18 protein-coding genes are annotated in these 21,770 nt (G+C 62.3%); 2 read left to right on the forward strand and 16 right to left on the reverse strand.

The annotated features are described in order from the left end of the window. Positions 1–41: 41 nt before the first annotated feature. The 8 genes from cfaB to QMK55_RS13250 all read right to left on the reverse strand — a co-directional run bounded on the left by cfaB (position 42) and on the right by QMK55_RS13250 (position 9,340). Positions 42–1,229, reverse strand: a complete 1,188-nt coding sequence (cfaB, locus tag QMK55_RS13215) for a C17 cyclopropane fatty acid synthase CfaB (protein WP_320329332.1) — start codon at positions 1,227–1,229, stop codon at positions 42–44. Between the two features lie 84 nt (positions 1,230–1,313). Further along, positions 1,314–2,102: a DNA-binding domain-containing protein gene (locus QMK55_RS13220; RefSeq protein WP_320329333.1), complete on the reverse strand. Its 789-nt coding sequence runs from the start codon at positions 2,100–2,102 to the stop codon at positions 1,314–1,316. Beyond that, positions 2,093–2,938: a DUF692 domain-containing protein gene (locus QMK55_RS13225; RefSeq protein WP_102356637.1), complete on the reverse strand. Its 846-nt coding sequence runs from the start codon at positions 2,936–2,938 to the stop codon at positions 2,093–2,095. Before QMK55_RS13225 ends, QMK55_RS13220 begins: the two co-directional genes overlap by 10 nt. Before the next feature lie 64 nt (positions 2,939–3,002). Continuing rightward, entirely contained in the window at positions 3,003–3,254 is a 252-nt protein-coding gene (locus QMK55_RS13230; RefSeq protein ID WP_025112611.1) for a membrane protein, read from the reverse strand. A 110-nt stretch (positions 3,255–3,364) separates the two neighbouring features. Further along, on the reverse strand, positions 3,365–5,272 hold the full coding sequence (locus tag QMK55_RS13235) for a heavy metal translocating P-type ATPase (RefSeq protein ID WP_320329334.1): 1,908 nt from the start codon (positions 5,270–5,272) through the stop codon (positions 3,365–3,367). Then, entirely contained in the window at positions 5,269–6,330 is a 1,062-nt protein-coding gene (gene hflK / locus QMK55_RS13240) for a protease modulator HflK (RefSeq protein WP_207848653.1), read from the reverse strand. Before hflK ends, QMK55_RS13235 begins: the two co-directional genes overlap by 4 nt. Continuing rightward, positions 6,327–7,367 carry a protease modulator HflC gene (gene hflC / locus QMK55_RS13245; protein ID WP_102356634.1) on the reverse strand — a complete coding sequence of 347 codons (1,041 nt, stop codon included), beginning with the start codon at positions 7,365–7,367 and terminating at the stop codon, positions 6,327–6,329. The genes hflK and hflC overlap by 4 nt, the downstream gene beginning before the upstream one ends. After that, a complete protein-coding gene (locus QMK55_RS13250; protein WP_320330255.1) occupies positions 7,364–9,340 on the reverse strand; it encodes a protease modulator HflK in 1,977 nt (658 codons plus the stop codon). The genes hflC and QMK55_RS13250 overlap by 4 nt, the downstream gene beginning before the upstream one ends. Positions 9,341–9,550: 210 nt before the next feature. Here QMK55_RS13250 and lpdA point away from each other — a divergent pair, with 210 nt between their 5' ends. Continuing rightward, a complete protein-coding gene (gene lpdA, locus QMK55_RS13255; RefSeq protein WP_102356632.1) occupies positions 9,551–10,951 on the forward strand; it encodes a dihydrolipoyl dehydrogenase in 1,401 nt (466 codons plus the stop codon). A gap of 98 nt (positions 10,952–11,049) precedes the next feature. Here lpdA and QMK55_RS13260 read toward each other — a convergent pair whose 3' ends face one another. Further along, positions 11,050–11,523: an Lrp/AsnC family transcriptional regulator gene (locus tag QMK55_RS13260; protein WP_102356631.1), complete on the reverse strand. Its 474-nt coding sequence runs from the start codon at positions 11,521–11,523 to the stop codon at positions 11,050–11,052. A gap of 144 nt (positions 11,524–11,667) precedes the next feature. On the opposite strand from QMK55_RS13260, the gene QMK55_RS13265 reads away from it, so the two are divergent. Next, positions 11,668–12,297 (forward strand): LysE family translocator, encoded by a 630-nt coding sequence (locus QMK55_RS13265; RefSeq protein ID WP_102356630.1) that lies wholly within the window; start codon positions 11,668–11,670, stop codon positions 12,295–12,297. Here QMK55_RS13265 and QMK55_RS13270 read toward each other — a convergent pair. The 7 genes from QMK55_RS13270 to QMK55_RS13300 all read right to left on the reverse strand — a co-directional run bounded on the left by QMK55_RS13270 (position 12,294) and on the right by QMK55_RS13300 (position 21,529). After that, a complete protein-coding gene (locus tag QMK55_RS13270; RefSeq protein WP_102356629.1) occupies positions 12,294–14,426 on the reverse strand; it encodes a hypothetical protein in 2,133 nt (710 codons plus the stop codon). The genes QMK55_RS13265 and QMK55_RS13270 overlap by 4 nt on opposite strands. Then, complete coding sequence (locus QMK55_RS13275) at positions 14,413–15,603, reverse strand: DUF3142 domain-containing protein (RefSeq protein WP_320329335.1); 1,191 nt, start codon at positions 15,601–15,603, stop codon at positions 14,413–14,415. The genes QMK55_RS13270 and QMK55_RS13275 overlap by 14 nt, the downstream gene beginning before the upstream one ends. A 149-nt stretch (positions 15,604–15,752) precedes the next feature. Then, positions 15,753–16,580: a class I SAM-dependent methyltransferase gene (locus QMK55_RS13280; protein ID WP_320329336.1), complete on the reverse strand. Its 828-nt coding sequence runs from the start codon at positions 16,578–16,580 to the stop codon at positions 15,753–15,755. Continuing rightward, positions 16,574–17,728, reverse strand: coding sequence for an acyltransferase (locus QMK55_RS13285; RefSeq protein WP_320329337.1), 1,155 nt, complete (start codon positions 17,726–17,728; stop codon positions 16,574–16,576). The genes QMK55_RS13280 and QMK55_RS13285 overlap by 7 nt, the downstream gene beginning before the upstream one ends. After that, positions 17,725–18,615 carry a class I SAM-dependent methyltransferase gene (locus QMK55_RS13290; protein ID WP_320329338.1) on the reverse strand — a complete coding sequence of 297 codons (891 nt, stop codon included), beginning with the start codon at positions 18,613–18,615 and terminating at the stop codon, positions 17,725–17,727. Before QMK55_RS13290 ends, QMK55_RS13285 begins: the two co-directional genes overlap by 4 nt. Then, a complete protein-coding gene (locus QMK55_RS13295; protein ID WP_320329339.1) occupies positions 18,612–19,916 on the reverse strand; it encodes a glycosyltransferase in 1,305 nt (434 codons plus the stop codon). Before QMK55_RS13295 ends, QMK55_RS13290 begins: the two co-directional genes overlap by 4 nt. Next, positions 19,910–21,529: a glycosyltransferase gene (locus QMK55_RS13300; RefSeq protein WP_320329340.1), complete on the reverse strand. Its 1,620-nt coding sequence runs from the start codon at positions 21,527–21,529 to the stop codon at positions 19,910–19,912. The genes QMK55_RS13295 and QMK55_RS13300 overlap by 7 nt, the downstream gene beginning before the upstream one ends. Between the last annotated feature and the right edge of the window lie 241 nt (positions 21,530–21,770).

Consider the following 21,770-nt stretch of genomic DNA (forward strand, 5'->3'; position numbering starts at 1 on the left):
ACGGACATCCCCCTCTGCCACAGAGGGGGATGGTTCAGGTCTCAAGGATGGTAGATGTCGTCGCGGGTCCAGGGCAGTTCATGGCTGCCGTCCGGATGTGCTTTCACCGCCAGAATCTGGTGCAGATTGATCCAGCCACGGGCGAACGCGTAGGCACACCCGGCCAGATACAGCCGCCAGATGCGCAGCGCCTGATCCGGTACCAGTTTCCCGGCGGCTTCGAGGTTGTCCTCCAGACGCTCGCTCCAGTGGTCCAGCGTGCGCGCGTAATGCAGGCGCAGGCTTTCGACATCGACAATCTCCAACCCGGCTTCGCTGATCTCGGCCGAGATCATCGACAGATGCGGCAGCTCGCCGTTGGGGAATACGTACTTCTCGATGAAGTCGCCAGCACCGCGTCCCACCGGACGGCCATCAGTGTGTTTGGCGGTGATGCCATGGTTCATCACCAGGCCTCCCTCCTTCACCGCACCGAACAGGACTTGGCAGTATTCGGCGAGGTTGGCATGGCCGACGTGTTCGAACATGCCGACGCTGACCACCTTGTCGAAGCGACCGTCCTGCGGCAGATCACGGTAGTCGAGCAGTTGCAGTTCGATCTGGTCTTCCAGGCCTTCAGCCTTGACCCGCTCCCGGGCCAACTCCAATTGCTCCTTGCTCAGGGTGATACCGAACACCTTGGCGCCGAATTCCCGCGCGGCATAACGCGCCAGGCCACCCCAGCCGCAACCGACATCCAGCAGATAGTCACCGGGCTGCAGGCGCAGTTTGCGGCACAGATGGCGGAATTTGGCTTGTTGCGCCTGCTCCAGGGTTTCACTGCCGGTTTCGAAATACGCGCAGGAATACGCCATGTCACTGTCCAGCCACAGCTGGTAGAACGCGTTGGACAGGTCGTAATGATAGGAAATGGCTTTGGCGTCGGTTTCCTTGTCGTGCAACGCACGCACTGGCTGGGCGTCGTCGTCTTCATCGAGCAAGGCACTGCTCAATTCGTCGCAGACCCGGATGACCTCGCTGATCGAGCCCTCCAGTTCGAGCTTGCCTTCGACAAACGCCGCCCCCAGCGCGTCGAGACTCGGATGCGTAAACTGGGTGACCATCGTCGGGTCCTTGACCACGATGGTGACGCTGGGCGCCGGCCCCAGATTGAACTCATGGCCGTCCCAGAGCCGCAGGCGAAGCGGGAGCTGCAGTTTCTGTAAGGCCGGTGGAAGTTGCGCGAACATGGAAAATCCCCCTTGTTTCAGACGTCAGATCTGAGGGTAGACCATCCTTGAAAAATAGCAGGCTATCGATTTGATTAGCCGAGCCTATCGTTCCAGGCGCTCCAGCAGGCCGTCATGCACCCACTGCTTTAACCAGCTAACGGCCTGAAGTGGTGCGCCCTCACCATAGATGACTGCTAACTCGGCGCACAGTTCGGCGAAATTCCAGCCCTGATTGATCATGCCATTCAGGGCATCGGCCTCGGCCGGATCCAGACTGCGGTAATTGCACAGCAGATCATTGCGCCAGATCAGGCACAACTGCGGGGTCTGAAGTGCCTCGCTGTCCGGGAAATCCGTTGCTTGCTTGACCGAACGCCACAGGGCCAGACTGTTGAATCGATGCTCCAGCCATTGCACCGAGGGTGTCGGTTTGACCTGAAGTGCGGGCCATTCCTGCGCGGACAACGCCGCCATCGCCTCAATCGTCAACGGCGAACCAGACGGCGCGTCGAACGCCAGAGTGAATGCCCATTCCAGCGCCGCCAGTTCACTCAACGGCGCGCTCTGCTGCGGCATCAGATACTCGCGGATAAACTCTGTAAAACCACGACCGAGCCAACGCAGGCTGTAGTTCGTAGACGGGTATCGGCGGATGTACGCACTCGCGAGCCCATCGAACTCCTCATCCCCCAACCAGTGATGGATAGCCGGGAAGTCGTTGCGTAGCACCTCCAGCAACCGCGCCTTGTAGGCGTTGTGATAGATCGCCAGCCCCGTGCCCACATCCAGCGTCGGGCCACCGATCAGGCTGGCACTCAAGGTCGGGGGTGCGGTCTTCGCCTCCTCCAGCAGAAACGCCTCAAATGCCAGTTGCCATTCGTTCAGGCGCATTGCTGTCTCCCGGCCAAAACCAGGTCACCCAGTTCGCGGGCCTTATGCAGTTCGTCGAGCAGCTCTGCGAACGGCGGGAAGTGATCATCACGCTCCAGCAGCGTCGCCACCGGGCCGAAATGCTCCAGCGTGCGTTGATACAACGCCCAGACAGGATCGCTGACCGGATGATCGTGGGTGTCGATTACGTAGTCACCATAATCGCTATGCCCGGCCAGATGCAGCTGGCGCACCTTGTCCTTGGGCAGGCTCTGAATGAACGTCCACGGATCGAAGCCATGATTGCGCGAGCTGACGTAGACGTTGTTGACGTCCAGCAGCAACTCGCAGCCGCTGACATGACTCAGGGCCTGCAGAAACTCCCACTCGATGAAGTCATCGGTGGCTGCGCGCACGTAACTGGAAACGTTCTCCAGCACCAACGGCCGCTGCAACACGTCCTGCACCTGCACTACTCGCCCGGCGATGTAGGCAAGGCTTTCCTCGGTGTACGGCAGTGGCAGCAGGTCATGCAACTGATGGGCGTTGCCACGGCTCCAGCACAGGTGATCGGAGATCCACGCCGGTTTGACCCGGTCGGCCAGTTGCTTGAGCTGTTTGAGATAGTCCGGATCGAGGGCATGCGGCCCACCGATGGACAGGGACACGCCATGCATCACCACGGGGTAGCGCTCGGCGATGGCGTCGAGGAAGTACAAGGCTTTGCCGCCTTGCACCATGAAGTTTTCGGAGACCACTTCGAACCAGTCCACGGCCGGCGACTGTTCGAGGATCTGTTGGTAATAGGCGCTGCGCAAACCCAGGCCATAACCCAGGAAAGGAACGGAAGCTGACATGCCAGGACTCCTTTGCAAAGTGGCCGCAGCGGCATCACCCGCTGCGGCAGCACTCACAGGTGGCTTACTCGCCGACCTTGCCACCGGCTTTTTCGCAAGCCGACTGAGTCATCGCCTTGAAGCCCTGGCCTTTGCACGAACCCATGCCTTTGCACGCATGGTCCTTGGTCTTGCAGTCGTTCTGGCCTTTGCAGGCATTCACGCCGTAGCAGTGAACCTGGGCATCGGCAGCCATCGCGTTGGTAGCGACACCGGCAAACATCGTGGCAGCGGCCAAAGCGAGAGCGGCACCAGCAGCAGCGGTCTTGATGGTCATTTTTTATATCCTCGGTAAGCGTCAGGGGTGTCGGCTGGAAGGTTGTTCAGTCCCGACATAGCACTAGAGAGGGCTGCCCCGACGGCGTTACAGAGGTGCAAAAAATAATTTCAGTAATCGTCCTGGAGCTTGAGCAGCGGCTCCTGAAACCGCAACAAACGCCCGGCATTGCCCAGTACCAGCAGCGTGCTGAGGTTATGCAGCAACGCGGCAATCATCGCCCCCGCCGCCCCAAGCCAACCAAAGGCTGCGAATACCACGATCGCCAGTGTCCAGCCCAGACCGATGATGACGTTGACCTGCAAGGTCCGGCGGCACTGGCGACTGAGCCGCACACAAGTGCCGAGGCGGCGCAGGTCGCTGCCGATCAGCACAATATCCGCCGACGCCAGCGCAATGTCGGCGCCGCCGGCGCCCATCGCCACACCAACCACACCAGCCTTGAGCGCCAGCGAATCATTGATGCCGTCGCCCACCACCATCGGCCGGAAGCCATTGTCGATTTCCTTGAGCACGCGGTTGAGTTTGTCCTCGGGCAGTGCCTGCGCTTGTACCTCTTGTAGACCCACTTCGCGAGCCAGGGTCTGCGCGACACTCTGGCGGTCGCCGGTCAGCAGCAACTGGCGCCCCAGACCCAGCTCGCGCAATTCGCCTAGGGCAAAGCGCGCTTCCGGTTTGACGCTGTCGGCCAGCAACATCCAGGCGACAAATTCGCCGTTCAAGGCCAACCCGGCGATCGGACCGTCATGCTCGGGAACGGTCGTGGTGACGATACCCAATTGGGCGAACAACTCGGGCCGCCCCAACGCCGCCTCGCCCTGCGCGGTCATGGCAACCACGCCGAGGCCTTGGCGCTCATGAATATCAGTCAGTGTCAGGCTTTGCTCCTGGCTGACCAAGCCGGCCAACGCACGGCTGACCGGGTGACTGCTGGCCGCGCCGAGACTGGCCGCCAATGCCATCACTGAGGCCTGATCCAGTCGCGGGCTGCTGATCGATTGCAAACGCAGGGTGCCGTAAGTCAGGGTGCCGGTCTTGTCGACCACCAGTGAGGTCAGGTCCGCCAGTTCTTCGAGGAAGGCCGAACTGCGGATCAGAATGCCGTGACGCGCCGCCACCGCCACCCCGGCAATCGCCGTGGCCGGTGCCGAAAGCACCAAGGCGCAAGGACACGCTGCGACCAACACCGCGAGCATCGCTTGCGCATCGTTGGTCACGAACCAGGTCACCGCCGCCAGCAGCAACACCAGCACCATGTAGCTGCCGGCATACCGCTCAAGCAGACGGGTGATCGGCGGCTTCGAACGCTCGGCGTTTTGCATCAGTGCGATGACCTTGCCCAGCGTCGATTGGTCGCCGGTGCGGGTCACTTCAATACGAAGCAAGCCGTCGAGGTTGATCGCACCGCCGAAGACCGTCATGCCCGCTGCCGTTTCAACCGGGACCGACTCGCCAGTGATCGATGCCGTGTCGAGGCTGGCCTGACCGAACAACACCCGACCATCCGCCGGCACCCGATCACCGGCGCGCACTTCTACGGTGTCACCGGGTTTAAGCGTGCCGTTATCCACTTCGATGACCGAGCCGTCCGCCTGAATCTTGCGTGCGTGGCTGCGGGTCAACTGGCCGAGGGCGTGAATCGCCTCTTGCGAGCCGATCACGCTGCGCTCTTCCAGCACGTGGCCGAAGATCATGATGATCGGCAGCAGCGCAGCGGTCAGCAGATCGCCGGTCGCCCAAGCGCCGAGCATCGCCAGTGCAATCAGTTGATCAGTGATGCCGTGCAGGCTCGGATAACGCAGGCTGTACCACGCCGAACGCATCACCGGCACCGCCACCAATAAAGAAGCAAAACCCAGCAGCAACTGACTGACACCGGTTTGCTCCGGCACCAGCCAACGCCAGATCAAACCGAGGCCGAGCAAGCCAAGGGCGAGCATCGCCAAGGTCAATTGCCGAGCGGCGCGGCGCTGTTCAGCCGAGGACAACAGGCTCGGTGCGGCAGTGGTCGCAGTCATTTACTGGCTCCCTGAATGATCAGGCGGGAATCGTCTTTCGGATCGACCGTGGTCACGGAACCGGCCTGGCCGAGAATCTTCGGCATGCGTTCGCGGTACAGACGCAGGAGCATCTGCGGGTCGGTGCCCTGTTGCTGCGCCTTGGCCAGGCTCAGGACTGTGGCGGTGTCGGCGGAGGCTTTCGCCAACCGTTCGCCAGCCTGGGCATGGGCCACTTGCAGGGTGCGGTCGGCTTGTTCGTTGGCGGTCTGGGTGAGTTTCTCCGCCTCGGTGCGTGCGTTGGCGACCGCTTTGTCGGCTTGCTGACTGGCGGTCAAAACAGCGTTGAAGGCACTGACGGCCGGGTCCGGCAGACTCGACTGAACGTCGACCCGCGCCACTTCGATGCCGATGCCCTGCCCGCTCGCCTTCAGTTCTGCCAGGCGCTTGTTGATGCCTTGCACCAGATCACCGCGCAGACGTTCGCGGCGTTCGGCCGCTTGGTTATCAGCACCGATCAACTCCGGTCGGGCGACCAGAATCGTGTCCAGATCCCTGGCGGCGGTCAAAGCCACGGCGCTGCGCGTGACCAGCCGATCCAGGGCCGGCAATACATGATCACCCTGCAACACGAAGTCGTACGGGTCGGTGACTTTGTAAAACACCCGTACATCCAGCTGCACCACACCGGCGTCGCCGGTCAGCAAATAGCCGGACCCGGCCAGTGCATCGCTCAGCGGTGTGGCGAAGGTCGCAACACGATCGGCCTTGATCGCCTCACTGCTGCGCAGCAGATTTTCCACTCGGCGCTCAATCACCCGATCCGCTGCAGGCAGCAACACCACCTGTTCGAACGGCTGTGGCCATGCCAACAACAGACCGGCATTCTGAATGCGATCCAGTGCACCAAAGTGCAAAACCACGGCACGATTTTGCGGATCGATCTGCCGCACATTGGAAAATGCCCACGCCAACGCGGCCAGGACGGTCACCGCATACAAGGCGAAAAACGCCAGGCGTCCGGCCTGAATCCACGGACTGCTCAACGAATGTGTTCCACGTGGAACTTCATCACTCATGGCTGCGATCCGGATTTGTTATCAACAGTCGGCGGACCGTCTACTAACACGCGGAATGGCGCGGCGTCGGTGCGCAGGATCAGCTTGGTGTCCGGTGTGACGATGGTGCCGAGGGTATCGAGTGAGCGCAGCAGGTTGTACAGCTGCGGCGAACCGGCATAGGCGCGACCATAGATCTGAGCGGCTTCGACCCGGGACTGCGCTTCGATTTCTGCGGCTTTCACCGTGGCATCGGCCTGCACAATTCGCGCATCGCGCTCGGCAGCCGAGCGAATTTGCGCAGCTTCACGCTTGCCAATGGCCGTGCGTTCGGTGGCGATTGTTTCACGCTCGGCACGCATCCGATCGACCGTGGCCGTGAGCGTCACCGAGGGCAAAGTGAGCCGTTCGATGCCAACCTGCACCACGCGCACGCCGTAAGTCGCGAGCAGTTGCTGATCGATCTGCTTGCGCAATTGCGCTTCGAAGTCAGCGATGCGCACCTGACTGGCATCGGTGTTCACCAGATTCGCCAGGTCGAAACTGCTGGCGGTGGTTTCCAGTGCCGAGCCGACAAAGGTACGAATCTGCCGTGCCGCTTCGTCCGGTTGGTTCTGCACTGCACGCATGAAACGCTGCACGTTGTCCGGGTCGCCCTGCACCTGCCACGCCACATAGGCCTGAACGATGATGCGCAAACCGTCGCGGGTGCCGACATCCTGCAAACCGCTGGAGGTGGTGCGCAGGCGCAGGTCCACCGGGATCGCCGCTTCGAACGGCGCCGGCCAACGCCAGCTCAAACCGGGTTCAAGCAACACCCGCGACGGATTGCCGAAACGGGTGATGACCGTAGCCTCCCCTGAACGCACTTGCACCAGGCTCGCCGCCGCGATGGCAAACGCCACCAGCAACACCGCCCAGCCCATGCGCCGCCACGGGAACGGTCCCACCTCCTCCGGCGCACCGTGGTGATGGTGCCCATGATGATGGTGATGCCCGGCGTGGCCGTGATTGTGGCCGCTGTGGTCATGCGAATCGTGAGTGTGCGACTGGCTCAATGGGCAACTCCTGGTTGAGCGGTGGTGCGCGCAGGCGTCGGGTCAGCCGGCAGCGTGAACGTACGCAGGTCGATGGTCGGCGCATTGCTGCTGCCGCCTAAACGGTGGTCGAGCACCAGCAGTCTGGCCTTGCTCAGGCCCTGACTGAGCTGACTGAAATACTGCTCCAGCACGAACGCCTGACCGGCGCTGGCATAAGCATTTTGTTCGGCTTTGAACTTCAGATCCGCTGCCTGCGCCGTGGCGTTGACTTCACGCGCGCTGGCAGTGGCCTGATCCCGGGCAAGGCTCGCCTGCAACTGCGCCTGGTTACTGGCCTCAGCCGCAGCCCCGCGCTCACGGGAAATCAACGCCTGCGCGCCGATCTGCGCCGCTTGCACGCTGTGATATGCATTGGCGGCGCCGGCGGGTGGATGAATCGCCTCGACCACGGTGGCGAGAATCTCCACACCGCTGTCGAGTTTCTGCAGATCGCCTTGCACCGCACGGCCGATTTCTTCGCCCAACCCTACCCTGTCCGCCCCCAGCAGACCGTCGAGGGTGCGCGAGGCAAAGTCATGAACCAGAATCCGGCTCGCGGTGCTGCGAATCAGCGTCGGTACATCAGCGTTGTTGTAGGTGGCGGCCAAGGCGTCCTGATCACGCAGGCCGATTCGATAGACGAAACGCACGTCCATGTTGACGATCTGAAAGCTCTGCTGATCGCCACGGCTGCTGGCAATGACCTGGGATTTGTCGTTGACGTGGCTGGCATCCCACAAGCGGTTGGCGGTCATGGGGGCCGGACCTTCGGCGGGCTCGGCCTGGGTCGGTGCTTGCGCCGGTGCCGAGCTATCGCCGACGCTGGTCGCCAACTCGTGCACCACGCCATTCTCGACGTTCAACACGCGGCCCAGCGGCCATGGCAAACCGGCGTGCAACCCAGGGCCAAAGACTTGCACCGGTTTACCGAAACGCTCGTAGATGCCGCGCCCTTGCAGCGGAATCTCATGGATGCCAGTCAACACCCAGCCGACTGCGGCAACCAGCGCCAGCACCGGCAGAAATGCCCGGCGCATGTAGCTGAAGGCCCAGATCTGGCGCAGATCGATGCCGAAACGGTTGTGCAATTCGTGCTGCAAGGCGAGCAACGGTTGAGGCGGCCAACGCAGCATGTCGGCGATAAAACTGCGCGCCAGCAGGGTCGGTTCGAGCTGTTCCCGATGCGGGCTGAATATCGACAGAACCGCGCGCAATAGCAACTCGATCGCAACCAATCCCGGCAAGATCCCGATCAACACCGCGAGTCGCACCGGCCATACCGAAGCGTCGCTGGCAAATAACAGACACAGGGCGCCGAGCACCAGACTGATGATCGCCACCCGCGCCAATTGCGCGAGGGATCCGGCCTCCGGCCATTGCGCCGAGTTTTCCTGGGCCAACTGACGTTCCAGCACCAGCAAGCCAAAACCCACCAGCAACATCAGCACCGCACCGACGGTGGCAGACAACCCGACCGCGCCGGCCGGCAACGCAAGGTTCCACACCTGCTCGATGCTCAGCACCACCAACGCCGACCAGCCGCCGAGCCACAACGTGGCCGCGCCGATCTGCCCGAGCAGGTGCACTCCACGTTGACTCAGGCGCTCCAGCAGCTGTTCGTACCAGCCGTCAGGCGCCGCTGGCTCGGCCTCCTCGGTCAGCGCCACCAGCGGCGGCGGGTTTATCACCCGTGCGCGCCACTGCGTCACCCACCACGCCGACTGCAAGCCGGCGGCCAGCACCAGCAACGACGCGCCCAGATTCACCAGCAATGCCGGCCACAACGACTGTGCAGCAAACAGCCCGACAAAAGACGCCAGTACCCACCCTGCCCCGGCCAATCCGCCGAGACCCATGGCCAGACGGCGCAAACGGCGCCCCTGCGTGGCCGCTTGTTGAAAGCGCGGCAACCCGGTCACTTGCGTGCCATCGACATCCAGATCGACTTGCATATCACCCCAAAGCCATTGATTCACCGGTCTAATCGTTACGATATAACGAAAAGCGTGAAATATTCGTACACAAATTCACTTATCTAAAGATGCGCAACCTGTCGCTTGCCTGAAGCCTTGACCGAAATGTCCGGAAACGCACATATTACGTTCGTAATTTTATCGGCCGACTACTTTTAGCGATCCGCATCCCCAACGAGGAGCAAGCGCATGAGTCACTACGACGTGGTAATTCTGGGCGGCGGCCCCGGTGGTTATAACGCGGCGATCCGCGCTGGCCAACTGGGCCTGAAAGCCGCGTGCGTGGAAGGCCGCGCCACCTTGGGCGGCACCTGCCTGAACGTCGGCTGCATGCCGTCCAAGGCCTTGCTGCATGCCTCGGAGCTATACGACGCGGCCATGGGTGCGGAATTCGCCAACCTCGGCATCGAGGTCAAACCCACGCTCAACCTCGCGCAAATGATGAAACAGAAAGACCAGAGCGTGAGCGGCCTGACCAAAGGCATCGAGTTTCTGTTTCGCAAGAACAAGGTCGACTGGATCAAGGGCTGGGGCCATATCGACGGCCCGGGCAAAGTCAGCGTGACCGATGATCAAGGCAACAAGACCGAGCTGAGCGCCAAGGACATCATCATCGCCACCGGCTCCGAGCCCACGCCCCTGCCCGGCGTCGAGATCGACAACCAACGCATCCTCGACTCCACCGGCGCGCTGTCCCTCAGTGAAGTCCCCCAGCATCTGGTGGTGATTGGTGCCGGAGTGATCGGCCTCGAACTGGGCTCGGTATGGCGCCGCCTCGGGGCCCAGGTGACCGTGGTCGAATACCTCGACCGCATCTGCCCCGGCGTCGATGGCGAGGCCGGCAAGACCCTGCAGCGTTCGTTGAGCAAGCAAGGCATCAGCTTCAAGTTGAGTTCGAAGGTCACCAGCGCCACGACCTCGGCCAACGGCGTGCAGCTCAGCGTCGAACCCGCCGCCGGTGGCAACGCCGAGTTGCTCGAAGCCGACTACGTGCTGGTCGCGATCGGCCGGCGTCCATACACCCAAGGGCTGGGTCTGGAGAACGTGGGCCTGACCACCGACAAGCGCGGCATGCTCGCCAACCGCCAGCACCGCACCGAAGCACCTGGCGTCTGGGTGATCGGCGACGTGACGTCCGGGCCGATGCTCGCGCACAAGGCCGAAGACGAGGCGATGGCCTGTGTCGAACAGATCGTCGGCAAGGCCGGCGAGGTCAACTACGACTTGATTCCCAACGTCATCTACACCCGGCCGGAGCTGGCCAGCGTCGGCAAGACCGAAGAGCAGCTCAAGGCCGAAGGCCGCGCCTATAAAGTCGGCAAATTCCCGTTCACCGCCAACAGCCGGGCAAAGATCAACCACGAAACCGAGGGCTTCGCCAAAGTCCTCGCCGACGAGCGCACGGACGAAATCCTCGGCGTGCATCTGGTCGGCCCGAGCGTCAGTGAAATGATCGGCGAATACTGCGTGGCCATGGAATTCAGCGCATCGGCCGAAGACATCGCGCTGACCTGCCACCCGCACCCGACGCGTTCAGAAGCGCTGCGGCAGGCGGCAATGAATGTCGAGGGGATGGCGACGCAGATGTAAGTATCGACCGGGCGACCTATTCGCGAGCAGGCCCGCTCCCACATTTGATCGCATTCGAATGTGGGAGCGAGCCTGCTCGCGAAAGGAGCAACTCGATCTCAATCCGGTAGATGCCCCAACGGCAATGCCCCTGGGGTCTTCACCGTGTGAATCGCAAAATTGCTGCGAATGTCACTCACCCCCGGCAACTTCAGCAAGCAGCTGCTGAGAAAACGGTCATACGCGCGCAAGTCCGGCACCACCACCTGCAACAGAAAGTCCGACTCCCCCGACACCAGAAACGCCGAGATCACCTCCGGCAGCGCCGTGACCGCGGCATAAAAGGCCTCGGCCTGTTCATCGTTGTGACGCTCGACCTTGACCCCGACAAACACCGTCAGCCCCAGCCCCACCTCATCGCGATCCAGGTTGGCCTGATAGCCGCGAATCACCCCGGCCTCTTCCAGCATCCGCACCCGGCGCAGGCAAGGTGACGCCGACAGCCCTATCTCGTCCGCCAGCTCGACATTGCTCAGCCGTCCGTTGCGTTGCAGCGCGGCGAGAATCTTGCGATCAAAGGCGTCAAGTTTCATGGTTGGCAGATCCTGATGGTCAAGGCACAAAAAGAAAGCAGATTATGCCAATCCAGTGAGTTTTTGAAGCTGACTACGCAAGCACCTGCCCCACCCTTCAGCCATAGACTGTGGTCACCGAATCGACAACGAAAGGGCTGCTGCATGGCGAGTTTCTGGCTGTTTTTTCTGGCATTGGCAGTGGTCTATCTGTTGCCCGGCCCGGACATGATCCTGTTGCTGCAAACCGGGGCCCGCCAGGGTCGCGGTGCGGCGCTGGCGACCGCCGTGGGGCTGGGGGTTGCCCGGGGCTGTCATGTGGCATTGGCGGCGCTGGGCCTGGCAGCGCTGTTCAAGGCGGCGCCGTGGACGTTCGATGTGGTGCGTCTGGCCGGTGCGGCGTATTTGCTGTGGATCGGTATTCAGTGCCTGCGCAGCACGTTGCTGCCAAACCTCAATGCCTCCCCTGAAACCGACGCTCACGGACAATGGCGCGAAGCGATACGTCGCGGTTTGCTGACCAATCTGCTCAACCCCAAGGCCTTGCTGTTCTGCTCGGTGCTGTTGCCGCAGTTCATCGTCAATGACGGCGCACCGGTGCTGACCCAATTTGCCACCCTCGGCGTGTTGCTGGTGGGCGTCGGGCTGCTGTTCGACAGCGCCTACGCCCTGACCGGGGCCGCGCTAGGCCGTTGGCTGCAACACAGTCCAACCGCCCAGCGAGTCCAGCAATGGCTGTTCGGCAGCCTGTTGATCGGCTTCGCCGTGCGCCTGACGTTTATCCAGCAGGCTTAGGGCTTGCGCGCCTTGCGCCGGCGACTGATCAACGCCAACGCGCCAGCACTGAACAACACCAGGACACCGATCACCGGCCACTTGTACGGGCGCAACGTATTGCGCACAGCATCGGTGACCTGGGTCACGTAACGCTTGTCGGCGTTTTCGAAATCCGGGTACGGGCATTGATTGCCGAAGTCCACCGCCCAAGGCACGTACGGACCTTCGTTGACGTAACGGCGATACAGCGCGCTCTGCTCTTCCAGGCTGCTGTTGAAACCGGCGGCATTGCACAGCACAGCGGCAAACGCCTGGCTGCTGTGCGGCAAGTTGTCGGCAGCCCGGCCGGCCAGCGCGGTGGCGACAAAGCGGTAGTGATAACGCTCATCCGGCTGTGCCTGACTGGCCTTCTGGCGTTGCACTTCGGCCTCGGCCACCAGTGGCCCGACTTTCAGCTCGGTGCTTTCCAGGCTGTAGTTGCCGCCTAACGTGGCGTAGTCCGGCGCCATCTCGTAACCGAGGATGTCCATGCCCCATTCACGCGCCGTCCACGCCGCGTTGTACAAAGCGCTGGCGCGTTTGGTCGGCCACCAGGCAGCGTCGGCCTTCATCCGTTGTTCGCCGTAGAGCCGGGCCTTGTGCTGCAGATCGGGATTGTCGAAATAGCCGACCGCTTCCTCGTAATGCCCTTCGCGCAGCAAGCGCCGTCCCAACAGGTTGCGCAGGCTGGCAGCGACCGGCAGCGGCACGTAGTTGTCGCGTTCCTGCTGAGTCAGCGCCGCAGGCGCCGGCACGTTGTCATCGACATAGCGCTTGAGCTCATCGACCGTCAGCACGCGCTCGGCGACCGTCGCGGCGTCGAACCAGTAGATGCTGTTGCTGCGATACAACTGCACGAACGCTTGCAGGTATTCGCCGCGTTGCAGTGCAAGGATCGCGCTCTCGCCCTCGACCCGGCATTTGGGCTGCAGGGTTTCGAAGTCCCAGTCCGGGGTGCGCCGGTAACCCCAGTCTTCGGTCTGCGGGAAGGCCTGCGCGGCTTTGGAATAGGCGGCAGCGGCCGCATTTTTGTCGCCGTCACGCACCGCCAGTTTGGCCCGCAGCCACCACGCCAGTCCGCCGTCACCGGCGTTCTCGAGGAAGGCTTTGGCGCTGGCGTAATCGCCCTGTTGGTAATTCATCGCCGCCAGTCGATCAGCGTTTTCCAGGCTGCCACGGGTGCTGTTCTGCAGCAGTTTGATGAGTTTCTTCTCGTTCGGCGGCTGCTCGTCGAATGACCAGCCCATACGGCTGATCAACGACGCAGTGACCAGTTGCTGCACGGCCTTTCGATTCAGCAGCTTGGCCAGTTCCGGCTCAGGCAGCTCGGCCAGTTCATTCATCAGTTGTTTCAGCGAGGTATAACCCACGGCCGAGCCGTGCAGGTTCTGCGCTTCATACAGCTCGATGGCATCGTCCCAGTCGCCGGCGGTTCGCAGCACCCGCGCCTCTTCACCGAGGCTGGCCACACCGAGCTCCAGCGGATCGCTGAAGCCATCGATGCTCATCTGGCGAGTCTGACGGAAGGCTTCGCGCGCGTCCTCCAGTGCCTCGATGGCGTCGCCGGCCTCGGCACTCATGGCAAACCAGGTGCGCCCCAAAGAATATGCCGCCCAGGTGCTGCGCAGCGGACGCTGATCGGCCGGCAGCGCCAGCACCTTGTTGAAATACTCGACGGCCAGTTGATGATCGCCTGTGGCAAACGCCACCGCACCGGCCACGTACAGACGGATTTCCGCCGGCAGACTGGCGCCCTGCGCCTCGACCTGACGCGCATCGGTCAGGCCGCGCAGTTGCTTGACCAGCGCCTGCTGCTCAGCTGTCAGACCGGCCTGTTCAGCCTTCTCGCGCTGATCGGCCGCCTCGGTCTGGTCGGCGTAAAAGTCGTTCGGGTTGTGCGTCGCCGCGGTGACGTTCTTCAGCCCGGCAATGGTCTTGCCCAGACGGCTGATCTCGAAGTTGAAGTTGCCCTCCGGCAGCTCGGACAGGGTTTGCCCACGATTGTCGAGCAGGCGCATCGGGAAGTCCGGGCCACAGGCCAACGCCGAACCCAGCGGCAGGCTGAGGCTCAGGCAAAGCAGATGGCGGGGCCAGTTACGGGTCAACATGCGAACCTCCTTGATCAATAAATGCACAGCGCGCCCAACCGATGGCACGTTGTCCGCCCGCCGGCAATCGGCCGTCACGCAGGCGGGTGAAGGTAAGCAGATCCGCGCTCTGTTGCAACGAGTAACCGGCGAGCGCATCGGCGCCTTCACAGCCGCGCGCCTTGATGCGCAAGTGCGCAGGCCAGGCCGCATCGAGATTCCCCGGGTTGGTGAGGTGGATGTCATAGAGGCCGTCGCGCTCACTGAAGGTCAGGCCGAGCCGGCTGCTCAATGCATCGCCGCGGGCCACGGCGCGCAACGTAGTCAGGCTCCAGGCCCGACGGTCATTGGGCAACGGCAGGCGAAACCAGATCAGCCCCGCCAGATGCTCCGGCGGATCCTCGCGCAGCTCTTTTGCGAGCGAGCTCAGTTGCAACGGATCGGCGAGCAGTTCCTGGCGTTGTCCATCGCGCTCGACCGGCACTTCACTCTCCACCACTGGAGCACCGCCGGCATCCGGCAGCAGCGCCACACCATAGGCCGGCAGCGCCAGATAGAAAGGCTTGCGGCTGACTTTTCCCCAGTCACTTGCCCAGCGTTGCGCCTGCTCGGGGTCGAACAACCCGCGTCGCGGATCACTGACGGCATGCACCTGCAGCACGCTGCTGTCGACCGTGGCCAGCAACATCGGCAGTTGTGGACTGCCGAGCCACGCCGGCAGCGCGGTGATGCTCAGCGGCAACGAGGCGGGCAATGCGGAACGCAGATGCATCAGGAACTCGGTGTACTCCGGCAGGCGCGCGTTACCCGCGTCATGGTCGATCTCAACGCCGTGCAGGATCAGCCCCTGCGCCTGCCAGTCGGCAACAACCTGAAGAATCTGCGCCATGACCTGCGCCTGATCCAGCCCCTTGAGCTGGCCGTCGAGGCGAATCACCGCAATCAATGGCCGGCCATCGTGCTCGAGCAACGGCGCATCGATTCGCGCCCGGTGCCAGCCGTCATTGGGGAACGCCTGCAAGGCCAGCACGCGCAATGTCGAAAAGCTCTCGCGGCTGTCGCGCAACGCGGCGTCATGCGCCGGCGTCCACTGGCGTTGCCAGATATAAAGTTGTTGATCGAGGGCGGGGGCATCAGGCCGCTCGCAAGCAGCGAGCAACACCATTGCCGCGATCAAAATCGAAACGCCGAACCGCATGAAAGGCCTATTCCCTACTGATACAAACAGTCAGGGTACACAAATCCCTGTAGGAGTGAGCCTGTTCGCGATAACGGAGTGTCAGGCAACATCGACGTCGACTGTAACTGCGCTATCGCGAGCAGGCTCACTCCTGTAGGGAAAGCGACTTATGGCTTGCGGGCAATGATCACCTGACTTTTCGCCACCACCGCATCCAGCGCCTGCTTGATCTGCGCGCCACGAGGGGAATCGAGCACAGCCTGCCAGGTGTCGGCCCAGTGATTGAGCAACGGGTGATCCGGGTTACTGAAATCGACCTTGGCTTCCCAGAACAGCAACATCCACATCGACCAGTAAAAGCCGTACTGGCTGTGGCTGATGATCTCAAGGCCCGCATCGCTGACCATCGCCTTGAACTGTTCTTCGCTGATGATGCGAATGTGGTTGGGCTTCTGGAAATACTCCGGCGCCGCAATGTCCTTCTGCAAATCTTCGGAACTGGGGTGCGGCACGCTCAGCAGGTACAGCGCACCGGACTGGCCGACCCGCACCAGTTCGGCAAGGAACTGCGCCGGGTCGTCGACGTGCTCGATGACTTCGGTGGACACCACCCGTGTGGCGGTGCCATCGGCAATCGGCAACGGGTTGCAGTCGGTAACGTGGCATTCGACGCTGCGCGCCGGGGTATCGCTCAGGCGCTGGCGGGTGGCCTCGACCTTGGCGCCGTCGATGTCGGCGATGATGATCTTCGCCCCGCGCATGCCGCAGAAGTGCACGTTGCCACCGTCGCCACAGCCAACATCGAGCAAGGTGTCATCGGCGGTCACCGGGAAGCCCTTGAACAGCTCGTTGGTCTCCTGGTTGAACCAGCCGCTGAGCTTGGCGTCGTAGAGGCCGAGCATGTACGGATCGACCTTGTCCGCCACCGGCGCGAGGGGTTGCGCGGGGGCCGGTGCAGGCGTCGCCGCCGTGAGTTTTTTCAATAGGCTCAGCATGAGGTGGCTCCGGGGGTTGAAACGGCGGTTCGGGACGTATCAAGGCGCCGCACCAGGGCAGCACCACGATTGCGCATCGGCATTTCGATGAAACGGTAATTCAACTCACTGAGCAGCACGATCAGGCCGAAAGCGATCAGCAAAGTCAGAATCGGGTGCCCCGCCGGACTCGGCAAACCGGCAGCCTGCAAACGGAAAATCAGCTCACGCACCAGCAGATAGGCCGGGATGTGAATCAGGTAAATGCCGTAGGAGCGACTGCCGATCCAGGCCATCAGCCGTTGCAAATGGCCCGTCGGCAGCAAGTAATCGCGGTTGTACGAGGCAATCCACACCAGCAGCGCGCCGAGCACGGCAATCGAACCGATGCGGTAAGGCGCGAAGGTGAAACGGTCGGTGGCCACAAAGCTCATCAGCAGTGCCACACCGATCAGCACGGATACGCCGGCCCACGGACGCCGCAGAAACGTCGGCTGCCAGCGCCAGTAAGCAGGTTGCGCACTCCACATCGCCAGCAGCACGCCGAGCGCCAGAGCGTCGGTGCGCACCACCATCAGCAACGGCGTGCGCAGGGTCAACAGTTGCACCGCGACCAGCGCCAGCAATGCCCAGACCAAATGCTTGCGGCACAACACAATCAGCAGCGGAAACAGCAGGTAAAACTGCTCCTCCAGGGCCAGGCTCCAGTAGACGAAACTGCTGCCGTACTCGTAATGAAAGAAGCTGTCGGCAAAGCGGAAATTGGCGTATTGCAACACCCCCGCCAGCGTCGCCTGCAGGTTCGCGTGCAAGCTGCCAAAGGCGCCGGAGCGGTTGAGAAACACGCACGCCAGCAGGATCAGCGCCAGCCATAACCAGGCCGAGGGTAACAGGCGAAACACCCGACGCAGCCAGAAATTGCGCGTCTGTTGCCAGTACTCCTGACGCGTGGTGCAGCCATGCAATGCGGGGATCAGGCTGCGGGCGATGACAAAACCGGAGATCGCGAAAAACAGATCGACGCCCCACCACGGTTGCGCCCAGGCGTGGATTTTTTCCAGCAGCGGCACCGTGTCGGTGAACAGGCTGCCCTGCAGGTGATGGAACAACACGCCGAGGACGGCAATGGCACGCAGCACCTCGATGTCCATGATCCGCTTGGCACTCATGGCCGGCTCCCGGCGCATGTTTCGTCAGCCAGCGGCTTGCGGGCGATGATCACCTGGCTCTTGGGCATGAAGCGGTCGAGCATCTGCTTGATCGCCAGACCGTCGGGCTGCGCCAGCAGGTCTTGCCAGGTCCGCGCCCAGCTCTCCATCAGTGGCGGGTATGGGGCCTGAATCCGGTCGCGCACCGCACCACCGAGGTCACGGCCGGCGGCGCGTTCACTGGCCCAGAAGAAGATCATGCCCATCACCCAGAAGAACCCGGTGGCCTGCCGATGCTCGATCACCAGCCCGGCGTTCTCCACCAGCTCGGCAAAGCGCTGCTCGGTGAAAATCTGCACATGGTTGGGCGTCTGGTAATAACTGGCCGGGGCGATGCCCTGCTGCAGGTGCTCGCCCACCGGTGCCGGGACACTCAGCAGATACTGCGCGCCGGGGCGGCCCATGCGCACCAGTTCGGCCATGAACGGTTCCGGCTGATCGATGTGTTCCAGCACTTCCATGCACACCACTTTGCTGGCGCAACCAGCGGCCAGCGGCAATGGCAGGCTGTTGCTGACCAGCCCCAGACTCGGTTGGCTGCTTTGTGCTCGAACCTGACGGTCCAGCTCGCGAACCTTGTCATGCTGGCTGTCGGTGAATATCACCGAGGCACCCTGCCGCACGGCGAACAGCGTCGCCACGCCTTCACCGCACCCGACGTCGAGCAAGGTGTCATCAGCCGTGATGGCGAAGCCCTTGAGCAACTCACCACTGTCGTGCAGGAACCAGCCATCGAGAATCGCGTCATGCAAACCCACGTCCCGTGGCGAAACCTGGCTTGGCGGTGCAGGTGCAGGTGCAACAGGCAACGGTGCCGGGCGCAAGCGTGCGAGCAGGCGCCGGATCATGCGCCCAAGGCTTCCACGGACAACGGCTTGATGGCCTCTGCGCGCTGGGCAAAAAACGTCCGCAGGCGTTCCTCTGCACTCGCCTGACTGCAGAAGCGCTGCAGGTTGTGCACGGCATGCTCGGACATCCGCGCATAGCGTTCGACATCGTTTTTCGCCACCTCGTAACTGTCGCGATACGCCGCGCACAACGAGTCCCAATCGGTCATGTAGCGCAAGGTGCGGTAGGCCGCGCGCGGGTCGTGGGGCCAGGCCGTGAGCTCATCGGTGGAATCGACGATGAACGCGTTATCGCTGTCGACGTAGTCGGCCATCGCCGTGTTCAACGGCGCAATCGCCGGTTTGCCACAGGACATGAATTCCATCAGCGGCAGACACTGCCCTTCGCCATAGGAACTGTTGACCACGTAACTGGTGGCCTGCACCAGCGCTTCGTAATCGGCGTCTGCCAGATACCCATGGATCAGCACGATCCGGCACTGGTAGGACTGGTTCTTGTACAGGTGATGCAGCATGTCGCTCAGGGCATTGGCGATGTCATGGTGCGTGAGTTTCAGCACCAGGGTGGCATCGGCGACGTCACGGAACGTGGTGCAGAATGCGCTGATCATGTCCTGCCAGTTCTTGCGCCCGTCGTAAGGGTTGAACACCGAAGTGTAAACCACGCCGTCCAGCTGCAACCGGCAGTCCTGCGGCGGCCCGGCAAACGACAGCGGCGTGCCTTCGCACAACCCCGGTGGACCGTACGCGCGCAGGTCTACGGTGCGGCTGTCGAGTAACAGGCCGCGCAGCTTCAACTGCACCGCTTCGACCACTGGCTGCTTGCGCAACTGCGCGCCGCGTGCGGCGAAGCGATCCCACACCGGTGCAGCAATCGCGCAGATCGGGTAGTCCGCGCCCATCACGTCGCAGACGGCGTTTACCGTGAAGCTCGAATGGGTAATCGCCATGCCGCAGGCATTCAACACCACGCGCCAGTCATGACGGGGCTCACCGTGCCAGCTCTCGGTGGGAATGGTGCTGAACTCCCAGGCAAACACCGGGATGGTCGGGCAGGCGTAATGAATCGGCGTGCGGTGCGGCGGCGAGAACGACAGGAACACACACGCCTCGCCGCGACTCAGGCAATCGAAGTACAGGCGATCGACCAGTTCGTCGGGGTTGCTCACTTCAATCACTTGCCCCAGGCGCTCGAGCACCGGGCGGAATTCCTTGAGCACAAAGTAGTAGCTGTACTCGGGGCGTCCGAGGTTCTGCTGGATGTTGCTCTTGTTGGTTTCCGAATGAATGATGATCAGCATGATGCGGTTCCGACCTCGGCGACCAGCTGTGGGGTTGCACTCGGCGTCAGCTGAAAAAATTGCGCCATGCGCAGCTGTACCGGGGCAAAACTGCAGTACTCGCGCATGCGCTCATTGGCGGCCAGGGCCATGGCCTGGTAGGCCGCCGGATCGTTTTTGGCCATGGCGTAACTGTTTTCGTAGGCGGTTTTCAACGAGCCCCAATCCGGGCGATGGCGCAGGGTGCGATAGAGGATCTGCACGTCATCCGGCCAGATCGTCGGCTCACGACTGGACTTGACGATGAAGCCGACACGCTCATCGATGTAGTCGTGCATCGCCGTATGGTCTGGCGCAATCACCGGACGGCCGCAGGACATGAACTCCATCAGCGGCAGGCACAAGCCCTCGCAGCGGGACGCGTTGACATAGAAACTGGCAGCACCGTAAAGCCTGGCGAACTCGTCGTCCTGCAAGTAGCCGTGCATGACCACCACCCGGCAGGCGAACGGTGAAAGCTGCGACAACAGGGTGATCAGGTGCACGTAATAGGTCGCCAGATCGTTCTGCGTCATCTTCAGCACCAGCGTGGCATCTTTGACGTCGCGCATGGCCCAGCAGAAGGCCGTGATCAAGTGATGCCAGTTCTTGCGCCCGTCTTCGGGGTTGAACACGCTCACATACACCACGCCGCTGACCTCGACCTGCACCGTGGCACTGGTGTCCGGCAGGCTGGCCTGTGGATGCTCGGCCACCGCTGGCGCCTCACTGTCGGCCGGCAGCAAGGGCGCGGCGGCAGGTGCACGCAAACGGAACAACTGCCGGCGCAGGGCGATCGGCAGCAAATCGCGAACCGCTTCGCGATACCACAGCAACAGATTGTGTTTGAGCAGAAACAGCGGTCGGTGTTCGTTGGGGGTCGCGGTTGCCCGCCAGCCTTCGCGCAAATAGTGCTTGGTGATGAACGCACGCCGGCGCAGGGTCAGTTCCGGTGGCGGCGCAGGCTCGGACGGCACAGCGACGTCGAGCGGCTCGTCGGGCTCCGAAACTGGCTCATTGGGCGTGGGGGCAATCAGTCCGTCAGCAGACAGGCCGAGGGTGCGGCTGTCGATGATGCAGCCCTTGATCTGCAACAGCGCGCCCGGGTTCACTGGCGAAGCAGGGTATTGCTCACGCACCCCGGTGAAGCCTTCCCACAACGGCGTCGGCAGAACCAGCACAGGAAAGTCTTTACCCATGGTCCGGCGAATGGCTTGTGCCGTGTGGCTGGACAAGGTGATCGCCCGACCATGACGGGCCAGTACCTGACTCCAGTCGTGGCGGGAGTCTTTATCACGAGGGTCAACCGGGATCGAGTCGTACTCCCACGCGATCACGCAGACCACGGGGCATTGCAGATCGGTCGGGGTTTTATGCGGAGGGGCAAACGAAAGGAAGAGGCTGTCCTGACCGGCCTGCTGCAACTGCCGGTACAACGGGTCGACTTCGGCCGCCGACGACACCACGTGCACTTGCCCAAGGCTTTCCAGTACGGGACGGTAGGCCTTGAGCACGAAGTAATAGCTGTATTCCGCACGTCCCAGACTCTGGCTGATGGAGCGGTCGTTGACGTCCGAGTAAAGAATGAAATTCATGGCATCCCACGGTGAAACCACCATCCCGGCAGTTTCACGCTATGACGGCCAAGCGCTGGATCGAGTCGGGATCACCGCTGCTCGTCCTTCGTCATGGAGCTCGTCTTCGTTCTTGTTTTAGTGGCTGGTTTCACCCTGTTGCGCAACATCCCCGGCGAACCTTGGGAGATGGCGACGAGGGCCATTCTAAACACATCCGTCGCGAATCCGGGAACCGCCCGACGAGAATAAATCGGGCTAC

The sequence above is a fragment of the Pseudomonas sp. P8_229 genome (assembly GCF_034008635.1).
GTDB lineage: Bacteria > Pseudomonadota > Gammaproteobacteria > Pseudomonadales > Pseudomonadaceae > Aquipseudomonas.